We start from the raw sequence: 17967 nt of genomic DNA, 5'->3' as shown, positions 1-17967 counted from the left end.
TCCCGGGCCTTGGCCGAGTTCCTATGACATCCGGCGCAGTGCGCGCACTCCGCGCAACCCGATGACCCCGACGACCGTCCCCAATACGAAGGAGACGACGGCGAGCAGCAGGTGCACCCAGAAGTACGCCGTCGGGTGACCGTCATCGAACGCGAGCCCGCTGCTGTCCTTGATCAGGTTTTTGACGAAAGTGACCCAGATGACCCAGCTCCACACTCCGAAGGCGAGCAGGAACCAGGAGACGGGGCGGCTGAGCTTCATGAGTTCAGTATCGCCGTCGGGTGTCCGGTCCTCCGAGCGGGGTGGGGGCAGAAGCGGGACTTCCGTGGGAACGGCATGTACGTTCTCGGTCGTGCCCGCACCCAAGAAGACCGTCAGGCGCTCCCTGCTGGTCACTTCCGCCGTCCTGTCGTCCCTTGCGCTGACCGCGCCCGTCTCCTACGCGGCTCCCAAGCCGTCACCGAGTACGAGTCCGTCGGCCACTCCCCCGGCGAACATGTCGACCGTGGGCGGCGAGCGGCTGGGGCAGCCCGGCACGCAGGTGAACCTCGCGAGCGGTGTCCCCGTCCTGCCCAAGGACCTGTCCGCCCGCTCCTGGGTCGTCGCCGACGCAGAGTCCGGCGATGTGCTTGCGGCGCACAACCCGCACTGGCGGCTGGCGCCCGCGAGCACCATGAAGATGCTGTTCGCCGACACGGTGCTGCCGAAGTTCCCGAAGACCATGAAGCACAAGGTCGTCCCCTCCGACCTGGCGGACATCGGGTCCGGCTCCAGCATGGTCGGGATAAAGGAGGGCGAGACGTACTCCGTCCACGACCTGTGGCTCGGGGTCTTCCTGCGCTCCGGCAACGACGCCGTGCACGTCCTGTCGAAGATGAACGGCGGGATCGACAACACCGTCAAGGAGATGAACGAGCACGCCGAGGAGCTCCAGGCCCTCGACACGCACGCGGAATCCCCCGACGGCTACGACGCTCCGCGCCAGGTCTCGTCGGCGTACGACCTCACCCTGATCGCCCGCTCCGGGCTGCAGAAGAAGGACTTCCGGGAGTACTGCTCGACCGTCACCGCGAAGTTCCCGGGCGAGACGAAGAAGAACAAGAAGGGCAAGTCCGTCCGGGAGTCCTTCGAGATCCAGAACACCAACCGGCTGCTGAGCGGCGACTCCGACATCTCCGTCTACCAGGGCATCGCCGGCGTCAAGAACGGCAACACCACCAACGCCGGCGCCACCTTCACCGGCGTGGCCGAGCGGGGCGGCAAGGTGCTGCTCGTCACGGTCATGAACCCCGAGAAGAGCGAGCACAACGAGGTCTACAAGGAGACCGCGAGGCTCTTCGACTGGGGCTTCCAGGCGGCCGGCAAGGTGCAGCCGGTGGGTGAGCTGGTGCCGCCGAGGAGCGCGACGCAGGCCAGCGCCCAGCCGGGTGCGAACGACTCCGGTGAGGCCGGTGGCGCCGGGAACGCCGAGAAGTCCTCGAAGTCGGCGGTGGGCGCCTCGGCCGCGAGCGGCTCGACCGGCATCGGCGTCGCGCTCGGGATCGCCGGTGGGGTGCTGGTGCTGCTCGCGGCGGGCGCGTTCCTGATCAACCGCCGGTGGCCGCTGCCCGACCTGGTGCGCCGCCGGAGCCGTCCCTGACCCCGGGTTTTTCGGGGCCCCGGAGCTTCTCGGGGCCCCCGGCCTTCTCGGGGCCCCCGGCCTTCTCGGGGCCCCCGGCCTTCTCGGGGCCCCCGGCCTTCTCGGCCTCGCCCGAGTCGTCCGACTCGTGGGCGAGTTCGGCCTCCTTGCCCTGCGTCGCCGTCCAGGCGGCGCAGAACACCACCAGCTTCGCGGTGAAGTTGATCCACAGCAGCAGGGCGACCGGCACGCCGAACGCGCCGTACATGCTCTTCGTGGCCACGCCCTGCATATAGCCGCTCAGCAGCAGTTTCAGCAGCTCGAACCCGACCGCGCCGATCAGCGCGGCCACCATCAGCCGGCGGCGCGGCGGTTCGACGCGGGGCAGCAGGGTCAGGACGTACAGCAGGAGCAGGAAGTCGGCGAGTACGGCGACGAGGAAGGCGGCGATCTGCAGCAGCACCCCGCCCCAGCCGCCCTCGTCGATGCCGAGCTGCCGGGTGATCCAGCCGACCATGGCGGAGGCGACGGCGGAGGCCGCGAGCGTCAGGAGCACGGCGCCCCCGAAGCCGACCAGGACGCCCGCGTCCTTGGCCTTGCGCAGGACAGGGTTCCCCTCGTCCTCGGGCAGCTCCCACACCGCGCGCAGGCACTCGCGCATGGAGCCGACCCAGCCGATGCCGGTGAACAGCAGGACGGCGCCGGCGATGAGGCCGACGGTGCCGGCGTTCTGGACCAGGGAGTCGATGTTGAGCTGGTCGGAGATGCCGGGGACCTGGTCGGCGATCTTGTCCTCGAGCTTGTCCTGCTGCCTCGTGCTGAGCGTCGCGGCGGCGATCGCAGCGGCCACGGTGAGCAACGGAAACAGCGCGACGAAACTGGTGAACGTCATCGCGGCGGCCAGCCGTGTCCACTTCACCCGGTCCATGCGCTCGTACGACCGCCACGCGTGCGTGGTCATCAGCCGGGCCACCATCGGCCCGATGCCGGGGAGTTTCTTCAGCCAGTCCATGATCCGACTCTGCCCTCCGTGCGGAAGACCAATGTCCGAGTGCCCCAGAACCGCAGGACTGTAGCCAGCACCATCCCGATTCCTGCCCCGGAGACGGTGTCCGCACGCTGTGAGGTGAGGCCGAGGCCGTAGTGGCTCACGGCGAGACACAGAAGCTGTACGGCCGCTCCGGCGACGTTCACCACGAAGAAGACGGCATAGGGGCGCACGCCCCTCGGGTGGGTGTGGCGGTAGGTGCCGAGCGCGTTCCCGGCGTAGGCGACCGTGCAGCCGACGACGAAGGAGAGGGCCTTGGCGGTGAGGGGGTCCAGGGCGGCGGGACCGCGCAGGCAGGTGAAGAGGGCGAGGTCGACCGCGTAGGCGAGGAGACCGACGGCGGCGAAGCCGAGGAGTTCGCGTCGGTCGCCCCACGCACGCGTGCCTACCAATTGGCCACCGCCAGCCCGTACATCGCCAGCCACGCCATGCCGATGACGGCGAGCGCGCGGTCGTGCAGGACGACGTCCTCGGGTTCGCCCGCGGTGCCGCGGTCGGCGAAGACGGCGTAACGCAGGATCGCGAGGATGAAGGCGACCATGGACAGCTGGCGCCAGGGCAGCACGCTGGTGTGCGGGACGCCGCCCTCCTCCAGGGCCCACAGGCAGTACGCGAGGACGGCGACCCCGGCCGCCAACTGCCAGACGAAGCGCAGGTAGCCGGTGGTGTACTCGGTGAGCAACGCGCGCGTGGCGCCCGCTTTCCCGGCCATCTGCACGGCCTCGGAGTAGCGCTTGGCGGACACCATGAACAGCGCCCCGAACCCCGTCGTGATGAGGAACCAGCGCGACAGCGGGATGCCGAGCGCGAGCCCGCCGACCATCGCCCGCATCAGGAACCCGGTCGTGACGACGACGAGGTCGACGACCAGGACGTGCTTGAGGCTGACGCAGTACGCCAGTTGCATGCCGAGGTAGGCCGTGAGCAGGGCCGCGACGGCGGGCGAGGTCAGCCAGGCCGCGGCGGCCGGCGCGAGGACGGCGAGGGCGCCTCCGACGGCGTACGCGACGGGCACGGGGACCTGTCCGGCGGCGATCGGGCGGTGGCACTTCGTGGGGTGCGCACGGTCCGCCTCGGCGTCACGGGCGTCGTTGATCAGATAGACGGCGGCGGCACAGGCGGTGAAGAGGGCGAAGACGAGCCCGAGTTGGGTCAGGGCCCGGGTCGAGAAGAGCTCACCGGCGGCGGCCGGAGCGGCGATGACCAGGATGTTCTTGACCCACTGCTTGGGGCGCGCGGTTCTGAGGAGGCCTTGTGCAAGCGCGCGGAGGCCGCGTTCGCGGGGTGGTGGTGCGGCCTGTCGCGGGGGCGTGCGCTGCTCGTGGAGCATCGCTTCCCTGGTGTGCGCGGCACCAGTGAGGGGCGCTGCCTCAGTCATGGGCGCTCCCCTTCCTCACCCAGCCCGCCCCGACGCACGCCGTGAGCGCCCCCAGGGCCGCGCCCGCCGCCACGTCCGAGGGGTAGTGCACGCCGACGACCAGGCGTGACACGCACATCGCGGCGGCGAGCGGCGGGATCACGTACGCGCCGAGCGCGCCGTAGGCGACGGCGGCGGCCGCGGCGGAGGTCGCGTGGGAGCTGGGGAAGGAGTGCCGGCCGACGGTGTGCACGAGGGGCGTGACATGCGCCGGGCGCGGGCGGCGCACCACCCTTTTCACACCCATGCTGACGAGGTGCGCCCCCGCGGTGAGCGCCGTGCCGCGCAACCAGGCGCCGCGTCGCCCCCCGTCCACGGCGGCCCCCGCGAGGCCCGCCGCCAGCCACAGCGCGCCGTGCTCGCCGGCCCAGGACAGGGCGCGCGCGGCGGTGGCGACGCGTGGGTCGCGGCCGCGGGCGTGGAACGCCGAAAGGATTCGGCGTTCCGTGCCCCGGAGGCTTCGGCGTTCCGTGCCCCCGAGGCTTCGGTGGTCCATGTCGTCGAGGCGGTCCATGTGGACTCACTGTTCACGTCCACATCGTCAGAACTACGAACATATTGGGCGACATCCCATTAATCACCCATTTCGGGGAGGGGTGGAATGTTTCAGAACTACTCGGTCATATAGGGGCGCTACGGTCGCCGACATGCCAGCCGACACCGTCTCCGTCACGGGATGGGGCCGCACCGCCCCCACCACCGCCCGTCTGATCCGCCCCCGGACGTACGAGGAGGCCGCGGCAGCCGTTCGGGACTGTGGGGCCCGCGGAGGCATCCCGAGGGGCCTGGGGCGGGCGTACGGGGACGCGGCGCAGAACGCCGGCGGCGCTGTGCTCGACATGACGGGCCTGGACCGCATCCACGCGATCGACGCCGATGGCGGCACCGTGCTGTGCGACGCGGGTGTGTCCCTGCACCGGCTGATGGAGGTGCTGCTGCCGCTCGGCTGGTTCGTGCCGGTGACGCCCGGCACCCGCTATGTGACGGTCGGCGGCGCGATCGGCGCCGACATCCACGGCAAGAACCACCACGTCTCGGGCTCCTTCTCCCGCCACGTCCTGTCCTTGGAACTCCTCACCGCCGACGGCGAGATCCACACCGTCCGCCGCGGCACGCCGCTGTTCGACGCCACCACCGGCGGCATGGGCCTGACCGGCGTGATCCTGACCGCGACGGTCCAACTCCAGCCGGTGGAGACCTCCCTGATGTCGGTCGACACGGAGCGCGCGCGGGACCTCGACGACCTGATGGCACGCCTGGTCGCCACCGACGACCATTACCGCTACTCGGTCGCGTGGATCGACCTGCTGGCGCGCGGCGCGGCAACGGGCCGCGCGGTGCTCACGCGCGGCGACCACGCGCCCCTCGATGCGCTGCGCGAAGGCACACGCGCGCGTAGAGAGCCGCTCGCCTTCCGCCCCTCCCGCCTGCCCGCCGCGCCCGCCTTCCTGCCGGAAGGACTGCTGAGCCGCCGTACGGTCGGCTGGTTCAACGAGCTCTGGTACCGCAAGGCGCCACGCGCGCGTACCGGCGAACTGCAGAGGCTCTCCGCCTTCTTCCACCCCCTGGACGGCGTCCCCCACTGGAACCGGATCTACGGCCGGGGTGGCTTCGTGCAGTACCAGTTCGTCGTCGGACACGGCCAGGAGGACACCCTGCGCCGCATCGTGCGGCGCATCTCCGAGCACCGCTGCCCGTCCTTCCTGGCCGTGCTCAAGCGCTTCGGGGACGCCGACCCCGGCTGGCTCTCCTTCCCCGTCCCCGGCTGGACGCTGGCCCTGGACATCCCGGCCGGCCTGCCCGGTCTTGCCGCCCTCCTCGACGAGTTGGACGAGGAGGTGGCCGCGGCACGCGGGCGCGTCTACCTCGCCAAGGACTCCCGGCTGCGGCCCGAACTGCTCGCCGCGATGTACCCCCGCCTGGACGACTTCCGCGCGCTGCGCGCGGAGCTCGACCCGCGCGGGGTGTTCGTGTCGGACCTGGCCCGCCGCCTCGGCCTTTAGAACCCGGCCGGAACCCGGCTGGAACCCCGACCGGAACCCCGCATCGGATCTCTCGGACTCTCAGATCTCTCTAGGAGCTGTCGTGAAGGACGCCTTCGGCCTCCCCCAGTCCCTGCTCGTCCTCGGCGGTACGTCCGAGATCGCGCTGGCCACCACACGCCGCCTGATCGCGCGCCGTACCCGCACGGTCTGGCTGGCGGGCCGCCCGTCGCCCGCCCTGGAGCAGTCCGCGGCCGATCTGCGCGCCCTGGGCGCCGACGTGCGTACCGTGGCCTTCGACGCGCTCGACCCCGAGTCCCACGAGGCGGTGCTCGGCAAGGTCTTCGCGGAGGGCGACGTCGACATGGTGCTCCTCGCCTTCGGAGTCCTCGGCGACCAGGCGCGCGACGAGCGCGAGCCGCTGAACGCGGTACGCGTCGCCCAGACCAACTACACGGGCGCCGTGTCGGCGAGCCTGGTCAGCGCCGGTGCCCTCCAGGCCCAGGGCCACGGCTCGCTCGTCGTCCTCTCCTCCGTCGCCGGTGAGCGGGCCCGCCGCGCCAACTTCATCTACGGCTCCAGCAAGGCCGGCCTCGACGCCTTCACCCAGGGCCTGGGCGACGCACTGCACGGCACCGGCGTGCACGTCATGGTCGTACGCCCCGGATTCGTACGCTCGAAGATGACCGCCGGCCTGGAGGAAGCCCCCCTCGCGACCACCCCGGAGGCGGTCGCGACGGCCATCGAAGTGGGCCTGCGGCGACGCTCGGAGACGGTGTGGGTCCCGGGCGCGCTCCGGCTGGTGATGTCGGCACTGCGGCATGCGCCGCGCGGGCTGTTCCGCCGCCTACCGATCTGAAGCGCCCAGGGGCGCGAGGCTGTGTCTACCCCACCAGCGGAGCTAACTCGCCGGGATGGACCCGTGCTCCACATGGCCCGCCTGCGGCGGAACCACCGTGCCTCCGAAGGTGAAGTCCCTCAGTCTGCGCCACACCCCGTCGGCGCCCTGTTCGTAGAGGGCGAAGCCGGTGCAGGGCCAGGCCGCCTGGTAGTCGGCCAGCTCCTCGAAGGCGCGGTCCATCGACTCGTCGTCGATTCCGTGCGCGACCGTGACATGTGGGTGGTACGGGAACTGCAGTTCGCGTGCCACGGGCCCGGAGGCGTCGCGGACCTGCTTCTGCAGCCAGGTGCAGGCCTCGGCGCCCTCGACGACCTGGACGAAGACGACGGGTGAGAGGGGCCGGAAGGTGCCGGTGCCGGACAGCCGCATCGGGAAGGCACGGCCGGCGGCCGCGACCTCGACGAGGTGGTCCTCGATCGCGGGCAGCAGCGAGGCGTCGACCTCTGTCGGCGGCAGCAGTGTGACGTGCGTGGGGATGCCGTGAGCCGCGGCGTCGCCGAAGCCCGCGCGCCGCTCCTGGAGCAGGCTGCCGTGAGGCTCCGGGACCGCGATCGACACGCCGATCGTTACGGTCCCCACGTCGTCTCCTGTCGTCTGTTGGTGAGCGTGAGTGGCCGCCGTGGCAGCCACTCGGCTATCGACTGTACGGCTACGGCCGGGCTGCGGGCAGGCGCAACCGTAGTGATATGCAGCGCTGTAGGGGCTCAGTGCTTCGCGGGCAGGAAGCCCACCCTGTCGTACGCCTGGGAGAGCGTCTCCGCGGCGACGGCGCGCGCCTTCTCCGCGCCCTTGGCCAGGATCGAGTCCAGCGTCTCCGGGTCGTCCAGATACTCCTGGGTGCGCTCCCGGAAGGGCGACACGAACTCGACCATGACCTCGGCGAGGTCCGTCTTGAGCGCACCGTAGCCCTTGCCGTCGTACTTCTGCTCCAGTTCCGCGATTCCCGTCCCCGTGAGGGTCGAGTAGATGGTGAGCAGGTTGCTGACGCCCGGCTTGTTCTCGACGTCGTAGCGGATGACGGTCTCGGTGTCGGTGACCGCGCTCTTGACCTTCTTGGCGGTGGTCTTGGGCTCGTCGAGAAGGTTGATGAGGCCCTTCGGCGTGGACGCCGACTTGCTCATCTTGATCGACGGGTCCTGAAGGTCGTAGATCTTCGCCGTCTCCTTGAGGATGTACGGCTTCGGGACGGTGAAGGTCTCGCCGAAGCGGCCGTTGAAGCGCTCGGCGAGGTCGCGCGTGAGCTCGATGTGCTGGCGCTGGTCCTCACCGACCGGCACCTCGTTGGCCTGGTACAGCAGGATGTCCGCGACCTGCAGGATCGGGTACGTGAACAGGCCGACCGAGGCCCGCTCGGCGCCCTGCTTGGCCGACTTGTCCTTGAACTGGGTCATGCGGGACGCCTCGCCGAAGCCGGTGAAGCAGTTCATGACCCAGGCGAGCTGGGCGTGCTCGGGGACGTGGCTCTGGACGAAGAGCGTGCAGCGCTCGGGGTCGAGTCCGGCCGCGAGGAGCTGTGCGACGGCCAGGCGGGTGTTGGCGCGCAGCTCCTTCGGGTCCTGCGGGACCGTGATCGCGTGCAGGTCGACGACCATGTAGAACGCGTCGTGGGTCTCCTGCAGCGACACCCACTGGCGGACGGCGCCGAGGTAGTTGCCGAGGTGGAACGAGCCTGCGGTGGGCTGGATTCCGGAGAGCACGCGGGGGCGATCAGAGGACATGCTCACCATTCTCTCAGGTGTCGGGGGCCGATCCGGAACCGCTCGGAAACAGATGTGACACAGCTGGGAACCGATCCGGTTCGAGCGGTGTACCAAGAGTGTGAAGACGCGGGAGGGGGGCCGCATCGTCGATGAGGCCGCGGTGATCGCACGTGTACGCGCCGGGGAGCCGGAGGCGTACGCGCAGCTGGTGCGGGCCCATACGGGCATCGCGCTCAGGGCGGCCGCCGCGCTCGGGGCGGGTGCGGACGCGGAGGACGTGGTGCAGCAGGCCTTCGTCAAGGCGTACTGCTCGCTGGGCCGGTTCAAGGACGGCGCGGCGTTCAAGCCATGGCTGCTGGCGATCGTCGCCAATGAGACGAGGAACACAGTGCGCACCGCAGCCCGCCAGCGCACGCTCGCCGGGCGTGAGGCGGCCTTGGTGGAGGCGGAACCGCTGATACCGGAGTCGGCGGACCCGGCGGTGGCCGCGCTGGAGATAGAGCGCCGTGCCGCGCTGCAGGCCGCCCTGGAAAGGCTGAGCGAGGAGCACCGCCTGGTCGTCACCTACCGCTATCTCCTGGAGATGGACGAGTCCGAGACGGCCCAGGCCCTGGGCTGGCCCCGGGGCACGGTGAAATCCCGGCTGAACCGCGCGCTGCGGAAGCTGGGGCGCCTGCTGCCGGATTTTCAGCCTCGGGAAGGAGGTGATGAGCGTGAGTGACGGCCGGAAGCCGTACGACGGTGAGGGGCCGGAGGCGTACGAAGGTGACGGACGGCGTGCCTACGGTCGTGACGGGACCGGGACCGGGGCCGGCGAAGGCGCCGATAGGAAAGGCCGGCGCGTCGGCGGCGCAGGCGCGGGTGATCGCGGTCGGCGCGCGGACGCGACACGGCTGCCGGAAGAGTTGCGGGCACTCGGGCGCTCCCTGGACGCGCCGGGTGCGGCGGACGGCGCCGAGACGATGGTCGAGCGGGTGCTGGGGCAGATACTCGCCGAGCAGGTGCCGGTTCCAGTGGCCGAGCCGCCGGGTGCCGCCGAGCGGCTGCGGGCGGTGCGGCGGTGGACGCGGCTGCGGTGGCGCTCGCTGACGGCGGCGCTGTGCGGCCTGCTGACGGTGCTCGTGCTCACGCCCCCGGTGCGGGCAGCGGTCCTCGACTGGTTCGACTTCGCCGGTGTCGAGGTGCGGTACGACCCGTCGGCGGTGCCCTCCCCCGGCGCCGAGGTCCCCGGCTGCGGCCGCTCGGTGTCGCTCGCACAGGCCGAGCGCCGGGCCGGGTTCGAGCCGCTGGTGCCTGAGGAGCTCGGCATGCCGGACACGGTCGCGGGGACGGGTGAGCCGCGGGGACGGTTCGTGGTGAGCCTGTGCTGGCGTGAGGACGGGCGCACGATACGGCTGGACGAGCGGCGGGCGAGCCTGGACATCGGCTTCGCCAAGACCGTGCGCGAACCGCCGGAATGGATCTCGCTGGGCACCGCCACCTCGGGAGGCGGCACACCCGACCCGGCCCTGTGGTTCGCCCGACCCCACCTGCTGACCTTCTGGCTGGTGGACGCCGACGGGGAGCGCTTCACGCGCAAGGAGCGGACGGCAGGGGCGACGCTGCTGTGGGCCCACAGAGCCGAGGGCGAGACGGTGACGCTGCGGCTGGAAGGGGTGGCGTCGAGGGCGCGGGCGGTGGAGATCGCGGGGGCGCTGGGGAGGCCGTCCGAGGAGCCCTCGAAGTAGTTGGTCCGGACGCGGCCGGTCCGAAGGCGGCCGGTCCGAAGGCGGCCGGTCCGGAAGTAGTCGGATCGGAAATAGTCGGACCGGAAATAGTCGGACCGGGATAGGAACCCAGGCGGGTCGGGCGGTGTACCAGAAGTGACATTGCGGCTCGGGGACGGGCCGCACGGGGATCGCTTGGCTTGGGGGTTCGGATGTGCGGACATGGGATCGGCCGCTGGGGAGACCGATTGCGGGGGCAGGGGGTCGGCTGCTCGGGAGGCCGCTCGCACGGGCACGGGGCCGGTTGGAGGGGTGGGCGCCGTGAACTGGCGGCGCTGGCAGGGGCGTTGGCGGCGACCCTGACCCTCCTGGTGTGGGGTGCAGCGCCCGCGTCGGCCGGAGGACCGACCAGCGTGCTCCTGGTCTCACCGGAGAGCACGGAGACGGCGGCGTTGTACTACGCCGACGAGGAGTACGGAGAGCTGGAGCGGCTGCTCGGCACAGCGGGCAAGGGCACGCGTGACAAGCCGCCCGAGGCAGGCCTGACGGTGGCCCGCCAGATCAACATCACATGGATGATCCATGACGTGACGCCCTGGCGCCTGGACCGGGTCTACCCGGTCCACAAGGGACAGGACGTCTGGATACACACGGCGGCGAACCTGGACAGCACGACGAACGGCACGTGGCACCGCGCCGATCATCCGTCCCAGCTGCGCGCCCTGCTCAAGAAGCTGGGCCTGATGGGCAAGGTTTCGGACGAGGGAAGGGCTGCGATCTTCCCGCCCGGGTGGGAGGAGGGCGGGACGGACGATGCCGCGAAGGACTCCTCCGGTCTCCCGGCCGACGCCGCGGACAAGGCGACCGAGGCGTCCCCGGCCCAGGGGGCGGGATCGGGGCCGAGTGACGGCACCGGCTGGTGGTGGGCCCTGCCGGGCGCGGCCGCCGGAGCGGTGCTCGCGCTGGTCCTGCGGCCCTTCGCCGCGCGACTGCCACTGGACCGCCTGCGGGGTGAGCCGGAGCCGAGGCAGGAGCTGCGGGACGTATGAGGGCCGGTCTGGGTGGATGCGTACGGCTCGCGGTACGGCTCGCGGTGCTGCTCGTACCGGTGTCGGCCGCGCTGGTCCTGTCCGGCACTGCGACGACCGCCGCGGCGGTGCCGGCGCAGGGGCGGGACGTCCCCGATGTGGCGATGGTCGTCTCGGGAGGCACAGGACGGACGACGGCGTTGCGTACCGGCGAGCCGGCCTTCGCCCGCCTCTGGCAGCTGCTCCAGCCGACCTACGTGGGGACGGAGCGGGTGTCGCAGGACTGGGTCGAGGGACGTCATCCGCCGATGCGCATGACGGTGATCTGGGGACTGACCGGGGTCGGTGGCTGGCCGCAGACAAAGCGGCCTCCGGGAGGGGACGTGGCCGTCCAACGGCAGGACCAGCTGTTCGTGACCGCGGACGGCACTGCTTGGGTGCGCTCGGATCTCGCACCGGAGGTGGAGGACGACGACATCCGTTGGCATCGGGCGCCGCGCTCCGTCTTCGAGCGGCTGGACCTGGCAGGGCTGCTCGGCGAGACGGAGGACGAACTCGCCGCGGCCCGGACGGTCGAGGCTCGGCCCGGCCCGGTGATGGGAGATCCAGGGTGGGCGGTGGCCGGGCTGGCCGTCGGGTTCGCGACCGGCGTCGGCGGCACGCTGCTGATACGCCGCGCGGCGGCCCGGCCGGGAGCCGGACCGCCGCGGGAGGAGCCACGACAGGAGTTGATCGACCTGGACCTGTGAGGCCCTTGGCGCACCGTGCGGCCGTCAGCCGAGGTCGATCTCCGGGTACAGCGGGAAGCCGGCCACGAGGTCGGTGGCGCGGTGGGAGATCTCGTCGGCGATCTTCGAGTCCAGGACGTGCTGGGCCTTGGACGGGGCGCCCTTGCTGGTGGTGCCGGGCTCGGTGGAGGTGAGGACGCGGTCGATGAGGGCGGCGACCTCGTCCATCTCGGCGGTGCCCAGGCCACGCGTGGTGAGGGCGGGGGTGCCGATGCGGATGCCGGAGGTGTACCAGGCGCCGTTGGGGTCGGCGGGGATGGCATTGCGGTTGGTGACGATGCCGGACTCGAGGAGCGCGGCCTCGGCCTGGCGGCCGGTGAGGCCGTAGGAGGAGGCGACGTCGATCAGGTTCAGGTGGTTGTCCGTACCGCCGGTCACCAGGGTCGCGCCCCGGCGCATCAGGCCTTCCGCCAGCGCCCGGGAGTTGTCGACGATGCGCTGGGCGTAGTCGCGGAAGGACTCCTGGCGGGCCTCGGCGAAGGCGACGGCCTTGGCGGCCATGACGTGCGGGAGCGGGCCGCCGAGGACCATCGGGCAGCCGCGGTCGACCTGGTCCTTGAGGGAGTCGTCGCACAGGACCATGCCGCCGCGCGGGCCGCGCAGCGACTTGTGGGTGGTGGTGGTGACGATCTGGGCGTGCGGGACCGGGTCGAAGTCGCCGGTGAGGACCTTGCCGGCGACGAGACCGGCGAAGTGGGCCATGTCGACCATGAGCGTGGCGCCGACCTCGTCGGCGATCTCGCGCATGATCCGGAAGTTCACGAGACGGGGGTAGGCGGAGTAGCCGGCGACGATGATCAGCGGCTTGAACTCGCGGGCGGAGGCGCGCAGCGCCTCGTAGTCGATCAGGCCCGTGGCGGGGTCGGTGCCGTAGGAGCGCTGGTCGAACATCTTGCCGGAGATGTTCGGGCGGAAGCCGTGAGTGAGGTGGCCGCCGGCGTCCAGGGACATGCCGAGCATGCGCTGGTTGCCGAAGGCGCGGCGCAGCTCGGCCCAGTCGGCCTCGGAGAGGTCGTTGACCTGGCGGACGCCGGCCTTCTCCAGGGCGGGGGCCTCGACGCGGGCGGCGAGGACGGACCAGAAGGCGACGAGGTTGGCGTCGATGCCGGAGTGGGGCTGGACGTAGGCGTGGCGGGCGCCGAAGAGCTCCTTGGCGTGCTCGGCGGCGAGGGACTCGACGGTGTCGACGTTGCGGCAGCCGGCGTAGAAGCGGCGGCCGATGGTGCCCTCGGCGTACTTGTCGCTGAACCAGTTGCCCATCGCCAGGAGGGTGGCCGGGGAGGCGTAGTTCTCGGAGGCGATCAGTTTGAGCATCTCGCGCTGGTCGGCGACCTCCTGGCCGATCGCGTCGGCCACGCGCGGCTCGACGGCGCGGATCACGTCGAGGGCGGAACGGAAGGCGGTGGACTCGGTGGAGAGGGGCTCGGCTGACATGGGGACCTCCGGACGTCGTGTGCAGCGATCACGGTACGGCCCAGGCGCACGGCACTCGGTCTGGACTCGGTCCAGGGGCCGCTCCCCGATGGTTGGTCCATCCCAGCGCGCCAGTCACGGCCCGTCGATCAGCCTACCGGGCGCGCCGAAGCCGCATGGTCCCGCGTCCACCATGCGAGCAACGATAGGAAGGGGCCGCAAAGCACTCGTACGGCCAGAAATGGACAGTGGCCACGAGCCTCGTGACTGCCGGAGCACGAGCCCTCGTGGTGGCGGAAACGGAGAGCCCCGTGAGTACGTCGAGCACCACCGAATCCCTGATCGCCGCGGTCGAGGCGCACAGCGCGCACAACTATCACCCGTTGCCGGTCGTGGTGGCGACGGCGGACGGGGCCTGGATGACGGATGTGGAGGGGCGACGGTATCTGGATCTGCTGGCCGGGTATTCGGCGCTCAACTTCGGGCACGGCAACCGGCGGATCGTGGAGGCGGCGAAGGCGCAGTTGGAGCGGGTGACGCTGACGTCGCGGGCGTTTCATCACGACCGGTTCGCGGCGTTCTGCGAGCAGCTCGCCGAGCTGTGCGGGATGGAGATGGTGCTGCCGATGAACACGGGGTCGGAGGCGGTGGAGACGGCGGTGAAGACCGCTCGGAAGTGGGGGTACCGGGTCAAGGGCGTGCCGGCGGAGATGGCGAAGATCGTCGTCGCCGGCAACAACTTCCACGGCCGTACGACGACGATCATCAGCTTCTCCACCGACCCGGAGGCGCGGGGCGACTACGGGCCGTACACGCCGGGCTTCGAGATCGTGCCGTACGGGGACCTGACGGCGATGCGGGAGGCCCTGACGGAGAACACGGTGGCCGTGTTGCTGGAGCCGATCCAGGGCGAGGCGGGGGTGCTCGTGCCGCCGGCCGGCTATCTGCCGGCGGTGCGGGAGCTGACGCGGGAGCGGAACGTGCTGTTCGTGGCGGACGAGATCCAGTCGGGGCTGGGGCGCACGGGTCGTACGTTCGCATGCGAGCACGAGGGTGTGGTGCCGGATGCGTATGTGCTCGGGAAGGCGCTCGGGGGCGGGATCGTCCCGGTGTCGGCGGTGGTGTCGTCGGCCGAGGTGCTCGGGGTGTTCCGGCCCGGGGAGCACGGGTCGACCTTCGGTGGGAATCCGCTGGCGTGTGCGGTGGCGCTGGAGGTGATCGCGATGCTGCGGACGGGCGAGTTCCAGGCGCGGGCGGCGGAGCTCGGCGAGCATCTGCACCGGGAGCTGGGGCTGTTGGCCGGGACGGGGCGGGTGACGGCGGTGCGGGGGCGCGGTCTGTGGGCCGGGGTCGACATCGCCCGGGCGTACGGGTCGGGGCGGGAGGTGTCCGAGAAGCTGATGGACCGGGGTGTGCTGGTGAAGGACACCCATGGGGCGACGATCCGTATCGCGCCGCCCCTGGTGATCGGGAAGGAGGATCTGGACTGGGGGCTCGCGCAGTTGCGGGGCGTGCTCGGGATGTGAGTCGGCCGGACGCGGGTACTGCCGGCTTCAGGGGTGTGCGGTGCGCGGTTCGCGGTGTGGTCGAGGATCGCGGTGGCGAGGGGCTTGTGGATCTCGGGCGGCAGTGCGTGGCCCTACCGGGGATCTCGACGACGTGGGCCGGGAAGCGGAACAGGACCGACGGGTCGCCAGCCGAGCCGGGCGGCGGCATCGGCCGCGCCGGCCCGACCGGACTCGCCCTCGGCGTATGGCCGTTACAGGATCACGTGCGGCAGGAAGCGGGCGTACTCGTCCGTGATCAGGCCGGACGACTCGCGGATGCCGAGGCCCGCCGACTCGTCCTCGACGACCCACGCGCCGAGGACGACGTGGTTGCCGTCGAAGGCGGGCAGTGGGGCCAACTGCTGGTAGCAGCAGGGCTCTTCGCGGACGACTGCCTCGGCGCCGGGTTCGTGGATCGTCACGCCCGCGCCCTCCCGGCCCAGCAGGGGCTTGGCGACGTAGCCCGTGGTCCTTGCCAGCTCCCGTGGCCCGTCGAGGTACGCGGGGAGGAGGTTCGGGTGGTCCGGGTAGAGCTCCCAGAGGATGGCCAGGAGGGCCTTGTTGCTGAGGAGCATCTTCCAGGCGGGCTCGATCCACAGCGTCGAACCGGTGCCGCCGCCGTTGTCGAGGGTGTCGAGGACGTGGTCGGCGAAGCGGTCGGTGGTGAGCCACTCCCAGGGATAGAGCTTGAAGCAGCTGCGGATGAAGCGGAGTTGAGTGTCCACGAAGCGGCCGGAGAGGCGGTCCCAGCCGATCTCCTCCATGGAGATCCAGCCGGTGTCCAGGCCCGCCTGTTCCGCGGTCTCCTTGAGGTAGGCGACCGTCATCAGGTCCTCGCCGAGTTCGTCGGCCGAGGAGTACGCGAAGTAGAGGGGGCTGCCGGGCGGGAGCAGGGCGGACTGCTTCTTCCAGGCGGCGACGAGGCGTTCGTGGAGGGAGTTCCACTGGTCGGCGCCGGGGAAGCGTTCCTCCATCCAGAACCACTGGGGTGAGGCGGCCTCGACGAGGGACGTGGGTGTGTCGGCGTTGTACTCCAGGAGCTTCGCCGGGCCGGTGCCGTCGTAGCGGAGGTCGAAGCGGCCGTAGACGGAGGGGAGTTCGGCGCGCCGGCGCCAGGCCTCGGCGACCGCGTCCGCGACGCGCGGGTCGGTGATGCCGAGGTCGGTGAAGCGGCGGGAGGCGACGATGTGCTCGGCCGCCGTCAGGCACATGTGGTGGAGTTCCTCGACGACCTCCTCCAGCGCCTCGACCTCCTCCAGGGAGAAGACGTAGTAGGCACTCTCGTCCCAGTACGGGCGCAGGGAGTCGTCGGGATAGCGGGTGAGGGGGTAGACGAGCCCCTGCTCCTCGACGGTCTGCTGCCAGTCGGGGCGGGGCTCGGTCGTGCGGCGCTCCATCTGTACGAGGTCCGCTCAGCCGCCGCTGCTGCCCGAGCCCGAGCAGCCGAAGCCGCCTCGGTCGACGGCCTCGCTGCGGCTGAAGGTGCCGAAGTCGGCGCGGCCGTCGTCGGTGTCGGCGTCGTAGTACCAGGCGGCGTCGGTGCTGCCGGTCTTCTTCCTGCCGCTCTTGCCGTACGAGGAGCTGGAGCTGGAGCTGCCGCCGGAGGTGCAGTTCTTGTCCGCGATGACCTTGTAGCCCTCGTAGGTGTAGCTGTCGCGGTCGACACAGCGGCGGTCGGGGTCGGAGCTGCACGAGGTCAGAGCCGCGGCTATGACTCCCATGCCGCCGAGGACGACCGTGCTCGAGCGCAGCCGACGTCGCGTTTCCGCCATGTGTGTCTCCCCCGATGGTGACCCTGGTGATCCGGTTGTTCGTCGTACGTCAGGCGTAAGCCTAGAGATCGTCAAGAGTCCGGTGATCGGGGGGGGCTGTCGTTCCTCTGCTCGCCTACAGTCACTTTGTGCTGTTTGGGATGGTGTGTGCGCTGGGTGCGGCGGTCTGTTTCGGTACGGCCACCGTGTTGCAGGCGGTGGCCGCGCGGGCGGCGAGTGCGCAGGAGGGCCGGGGCGGCGAGGCGGGGGTCCTGCTGCGGGCGCTTCGGCAGTGGCGGTACCTGGTCGGGCTCGCCTTGGACGGACTGGGGTTCGTCCTGCAGGTCGTCGCCCTGCGGTCGCTTCCCATCTACGCCGTCTCGGCGGCGCTGGCGTCCAGTCTCGCGGTGACCGCGGTCGTCGCGGCGCGGTTGCTGCGGGTGCGGTTGCGCCGGAGTGAGTGGGCCGCGGTGGGGGTGGTGTGTGCCGGGCTGGCGATGCTGGGGCTGGCGTCCGGGACGGAGGGGGATCGGGCCGGGTCGGACGCGCTGAGGTTCGCGATGCTCGGGGTGGCCGTGGGGGTGCTGGTGGTGGGGCTGGCGGGTGGGCTGCTGCCGGAGCGGGGGCGGGGGTTGGTGCTCGGGCTGGCGGCCGGGTTCGGGTTCGGGGTGGTGGAGGTGGCGGTGCGGCTGATCGACTCGGCCGCGGTGGCGGAGCTGGTGCTGAATCCGGCGACGTATGCGCTGCTGCTGGGGGGTGGGGCGGCGTTTCTGGCGCTGACGTCGGCGTTGCAGCGGGGGTCGGTGACGGTGGCGACGGCGGCGATGGTCATCGGGGAGACGATCGGGCCGGCGGTGGTGGGGGTGGTGTGGCTGGGGGATCGCACGCGGGAGGGGTTGGCTTGGCTGGCTGTGTCGGGGTTCGTGGTGGCTGTGGCGGGGGCGTTGGCGCTGGCGCGGTTCGGGGAGGCTCCGGCGCAGACGCCCACGGCACGACCGGTCAAGTCACCGTAGGGCAGGTCTGCGCCCACCGAGTCCCTCCGGAAGAAGTCACCCCGCACCAAACCTC

19 protein-coding genes and 1 riboswitch are annotated in these 17967 nt (G+C 71.1%); of the genes, 9 read left to right on the top strand and 10 right to left on the bottom strand.

Annotation, left to right across the window (positions count from 1 at the left end; all coding sequences use genetic code 11):
• Nucleotides 1–21: 21 nt before the first annotated feature.
• On the bottom strand, nucleotides 22–261 hold the full coding sequence (locus PBV52_RS30140; RefSeq protein WP_030954132.1) for an SCO4848 family membrane protein: 240 nt from the start codon (nucleotides 259–261) through the stop codon (nucleotides 22–24).
• A gap of 91 nt (nucleotides 262–352) precedes the next feature.
• Here PBV52_RS30140 and PBV52_RS30135 point away from each other — a divergent pair, with 91 nt between their 5' ends.
• Nucleotides 353–1639, top strand: a complete 1287-nt coding sequence (locus PBV52_RS30135) for a D-alanyl-D-alanine carboxypeptidase (protein ID WP_346283457.1) — start codon at nucleotides 353–355, stop codon at nucleotides 1637–1639.
• Here PBV52_RS30135 and PBV52_RS30130 read toward each other — a convergent pair.
• The 4 genes from PBV52_RS30130 to PBV52_RS30115 are packed head-to-tail and all read right to left on the bottom strand — an operon-like array spanning nucleotide 1587 to nucleotide 4597.
• A complete protein-coding gene (locus tag PBV52_RS30130; protein WP_274242622.1) occupies nucleotides 1587–2630 on the bottom strand; it encodes a YihY/virulence factor BrkB family protein in 1044 nt (347 codons plus the stop codon). The two genes, PBV52_RS30135 and PBV52_RS30130, sit on opposite strands and share 53 nt — an antisense overlap.
• Entirely contained in the window at nucleotides 2618–3058 is a 441-nt protein-coding gene (locus tag PBV52_RS30125) for a GtrA family protein (RefSeq protein ID WP_274242621.1), read from the bottom strand. Before PBV52_RS30125 ends, PBV52_RS30130 begins: the two co-directional genes overlap by 13 nt.
• Nucleotides 3052–4044 (bottom strand): decaprenyl-phosphate phosphoribosyltransferase, encoded by a 993-nt coding sequence (locus PBV52_RS30120; protein ID WP_274242620.1) that lies wholly within the window; start codon nucleotides 4042–4044, stop codon nucleotides 3052–3054. Before PBV52_RS30120 ends, PBV52_RS30125 begins: the two co-directional genes overlap by 7 nt.
• A complete protein-coding gene (locus tag PBV52_RS30115) occupies nucleotides 4037–4597 on the bottom strand; it encodes a phosphatase PAP2 family protein (protein WP_373921924.1) in 561 nt (186 codons plus the stop codon). Before PBV52_RS30115 ends, PBV52_RS30120 begins: the two co-directional genes overlap by 8 nt.
• A gap of 133 nt (nucleotides 4598–4730) precedes the next feature.
• Between PBV52_RS30115 and PBV52_RS30110 the strand changes: the two genes are divergently transcribed.
• On the top strand, nucleotides 4731–6086 hold the full coding sequence (locus PBV52_RS30110) for an FAD-binding protein (RefSeq protein ID WP_274242619.1): 1356 nt from the start codon (nucleotides 4731–4733) through the stop codon (nucleotides 6084–6086).
• 82 nt (nucleotides 6087–6168) lie between these two features.
• Nucleotides 6169–6924: a decaprenylphospho-beta-D-erythro-pentofuranosid-2-ulose 2-reductase gene (locus PBV52_RS30105; RefSeq protein WP_274242618.1), complete on the top strand. Its 756-nt coding sequence runs from the start codon at nucleotides 6169–6171 to the stop codon at nucleotides 6922–6924.
• 42 nt (nucleotides 6925–6966) lie between these two features.
• Here PBV52_RS30105 and PBV52_RS30100 read toward each other — a convergent pair whose 3' ends face one another.
• Both PBV52_RS30100 and trpS read right to left on the bottom strand, forming a co-directional pair.
• Nucleotides 6967–7545, bottom strand: coding sequence for a 2'-5' RNA ligase family protein (locus PBV52_RS30100; RefSeq protein WP_274242617.1), 579 nt, complete (start codon nucleotides 7543–7545; stop codon nucleotides 6967–6969).
• Nucleotides 7546–7670: 125 nt separating this feature from the next.
• A complete protein-coding gene (gene trpS / locus PBV52_RS30095; RefSeq protein ID WP_274242616.1) occupies nucleotides 7671–8684 on the bottom strand; it encodes a tryptophan--tRNA ligase in 1014 nt (337 codons plus the stop codon).
• A 100-nt stretch (nucleotides 8685–8784) separates the two neighbouring features.
• Between trpS and PBV52_RS30090 the strand changes: the two genes are divergently transcribed.
• From PBV52_RS30090 to PBV52_RS30075, 4 genes are all read left to right on the top strand, one after another.
• Nucleotides 8785–9387 carry an RNA polymerase sigma factor gene (locus PBV52_RS30090; protein ID WP_373921923.1) on the top strand — a complete coding sequence of 201 codons (603 nt, stop codon included), beginning with the start codon at nucleotides 8785–8787 and terminating at the stop codon, nucleotides 9385–9387.
• Nucleotides 9374–10393 carry a hypothetical protein gene (locus PBV52_RS30085; RefSeq protein WP_274242614.1) on the top strand — a complete coding sequence of 340 codons (1020 nt, stop codon included), beginning with the start codon at nucleotides 9374–9376 and terminating at the stop codon, nucleotides 10391–10393. The genes PBV52_RS30090 and PBV52_RS30085 overlap by 14 nt, the downstream gene beginning before the upstream one ends.
• 392 nt (nucleotides 10394–10785) lie before the next feature.
• Entirely contained in the window at nucleotides 10786–11421 is a 636-nt protein-coding gene (locus tag PBV52_RS30080; RefSeq protein WP_274242613.1) for a hypothetical protein, read from the top strand.
• A complete protein-coding gene (locus tag PBV52_RS30075; RefSeq protein WP_274242612.1) occupies nucleotides 11418–12149 on the top strand; it encodes a hypothetical protein in 732 nt (243 codons plus the stop codon). The genes PBV52_RS30080 and PBV52_RS30075 overlap by 4 nt, the downstream gene beginning before the upstream one ends.
• 24 nt (nucleotides 12150–12173) lie before the next feature.
• Here the strand turns inward: PBV52_RS30075 and PBV52_RS30070 are convergent, their stop codons facing one another.
• Nucleotides 12174–13622 carry a glycine hydroxymethyltransferase gene (locus PBV52_RS30070; RefSeq protein ID WP_274242611.1) on the bottom strand — a complete coding sequence of 483 codons (1449 nt, stop codon included), beginning with the start codon at nucleotides 13620–13622 and terminating at the stop codon, nucleotides 12174–12176.
• A gap of 31 nt (nucleotides 13623–13653) precedes the next feature.
• Nucleotides 13654–13750: riboswitch (ZMP/ZTP riboswitch) on the bottom strand.
• Between the two features lie 162 nt (nucleotides 13751–13912).
• Here PBV52_RS30070 and rocD point away from each other — a divergent pair.
• Nucleotides 13913–15127 carry an ornithine--oxo-acid transaminase gene (gene rocD / locus PBV52_RS30065; protein ID WP_274242610.1) on the top strand — a complete coding sequence of 405 codons (1215 nt, stop codon included), beginning with the start codon at nucleotides 13913–13915 and terminating at the stop codon, nucleotides 15125–15127.
• 233 nt (nucleotides 15128–15360) lie between these two features.
• Here rocD and PBV52_RS30060 read toward each other — a convergent pair whose 3' ends face one another.
• Together PBV52_RS30060 and PBV52_RS30055 are read right to left on the bottom strand one after the other, a co-directional pair.
• A complete protein-coding gene (locus PBV52_RS30060) occupies nucleotides 15361–16545 on the bottom strand; it encodes a glutathionylspermidine synthase family protein (RefSeq protein WP_274242609.1) in 1185 nt (394 codons plus the stop codon).
• Between the two features lie 15 nt (nucleotides 16546–16560).
• Nucleotides 16561–16920 (bottom strand): hypothetical protein, encoded by a 360-nt coding sequence (locus PBV52_RS30055; RefSeq protein ID WP_274242608.1) that lies wholly within the window; start codon nucleotides 16918–16920, stop codon nucleotides 16561–16563.
• A gap of 140 nt (nucleotides 16921–17060) precedes the next feature.
• Here PBV52_RS30055 and PBV52_RS30050 point away from each other — a divergent pair, with 140 nt between their 5' ends.
• A complete protein-coding gene (locus PBV52_RS30050) occupies nucleotides 17061–17912 on the top strand; it encodes a hypothetical protein (RefSeq protein WP_274249672.1) in 852 nt (283 codons plus the stop codon).
• Nucleotides 17913–17967 lie beyond the last annotated feature (55 nt).

This window comes from Streptomyces sp. T12, from assembly GCF_028736035.1.
Classification (GTDB): domain Bacteria; phylum Actinomycetota; class Actinomycetes; order Streptomycetales; family Streptomycetaceae; genus Streptomyces.
Note: the sequence above shows the minus strand (reverse complement) of the source record. Positions and strands in the feature narration are given on the sequence as shown.

What these genes read in the sequence shown, in the direction of transcription:
- PBV52_RS30140 (WP_030954132.1), bottom strand. Translation starts at nt 261, where the DNA reads ATGAAGCTCAGCCGCCCCGTCTCCTGGTTCCTGCTCGCCTTCGGAGTG.
- PBV52_RS30130 (WP_274242622.1), bottom strand. Translation starts at nt 2,630, where the DNA reads ATGGACTGGCTGAAGAAACTCCCCGGCATCGGGCCGATGGTGGCCCGG.
- PBV52_RS30120 (WP_274242620.1), bottom strand. Translation starts at nt 4,044, where the DNA reads ATGACTGAGGCAGCGCCCCTCACTGGTGCCGCGCACACCAGGGAAGCG.
- PBV52_RS30115 (WP_373921924.1), bottom strand. Translation starts at nt 4,597, where the DNA reads ATGGACCGCCTCGACGACATGGACCACCGAAGCCTCGGGGGCACGGAA.
- PBV52_RS30110 (WP_274242619.1), top strand. Translation starts at nt 4,731, where the DNA reads ATGCCAGCCGACACCGTCTCCGTCACGGGATGGGGCCGCACCGCCCCC.
- trpS (WP_274242616.1), bottom strand. Translation starts at nt 8,684, where the DNA reads ATGTCCTCTGATCGCCCCCGCGTGCTCTCCGGAATCCAGCCCACCGCA.
- PBV52_RS30085 (WP_274242614.1), top strand. Translation starts at nt 9,374, where the DNA reads ATGAGCGTGAGTGACGGCCGGAAGCCGTACGACGGTGAGGGGCCGGAG.
- PBV52_RS30075 (WP_274242612.1), top strand. Translation starts at nt 11,418, where the DNA reads ATGAGGGCCGGTCTGGGTGGATGCGTACGGCTCGCGGTACGGCTCGCG.
- PBV52_RS30070 (WP_274242611.1), bottom strand. Translation starts at nt 13,622, where the DNA reads ATGTCAGCCGAGCCCCTCTCCACCGAGTCCACCGCCTTCCGTTCCGCC.
- PBV52_RS30060 (WP_274242609.1), bottom strand. Translation starts at nt 16,545, where the DNA reads ATGGAGCGCCGCACGACCGAGCCCCGCCCCGACTGGCAGCAGACCGTC.
- PBV52_RS30055 (WP_274242608.1), bottom strand. Translation starts at nt 16,920, where the DNA reads ATGGCGGAAACGCGACGTCGGCTGCGCTCGAGCACGGTCGTCCTCGGC.
- PBV52_RS30050 (WP_274249672.1), top strand. Translation starts at nt 17,061, where the DNA reads ATGGTGTGTGCGCTGGGTGCGGCGGTCTGTTTCGGTACGGCCACCGTG.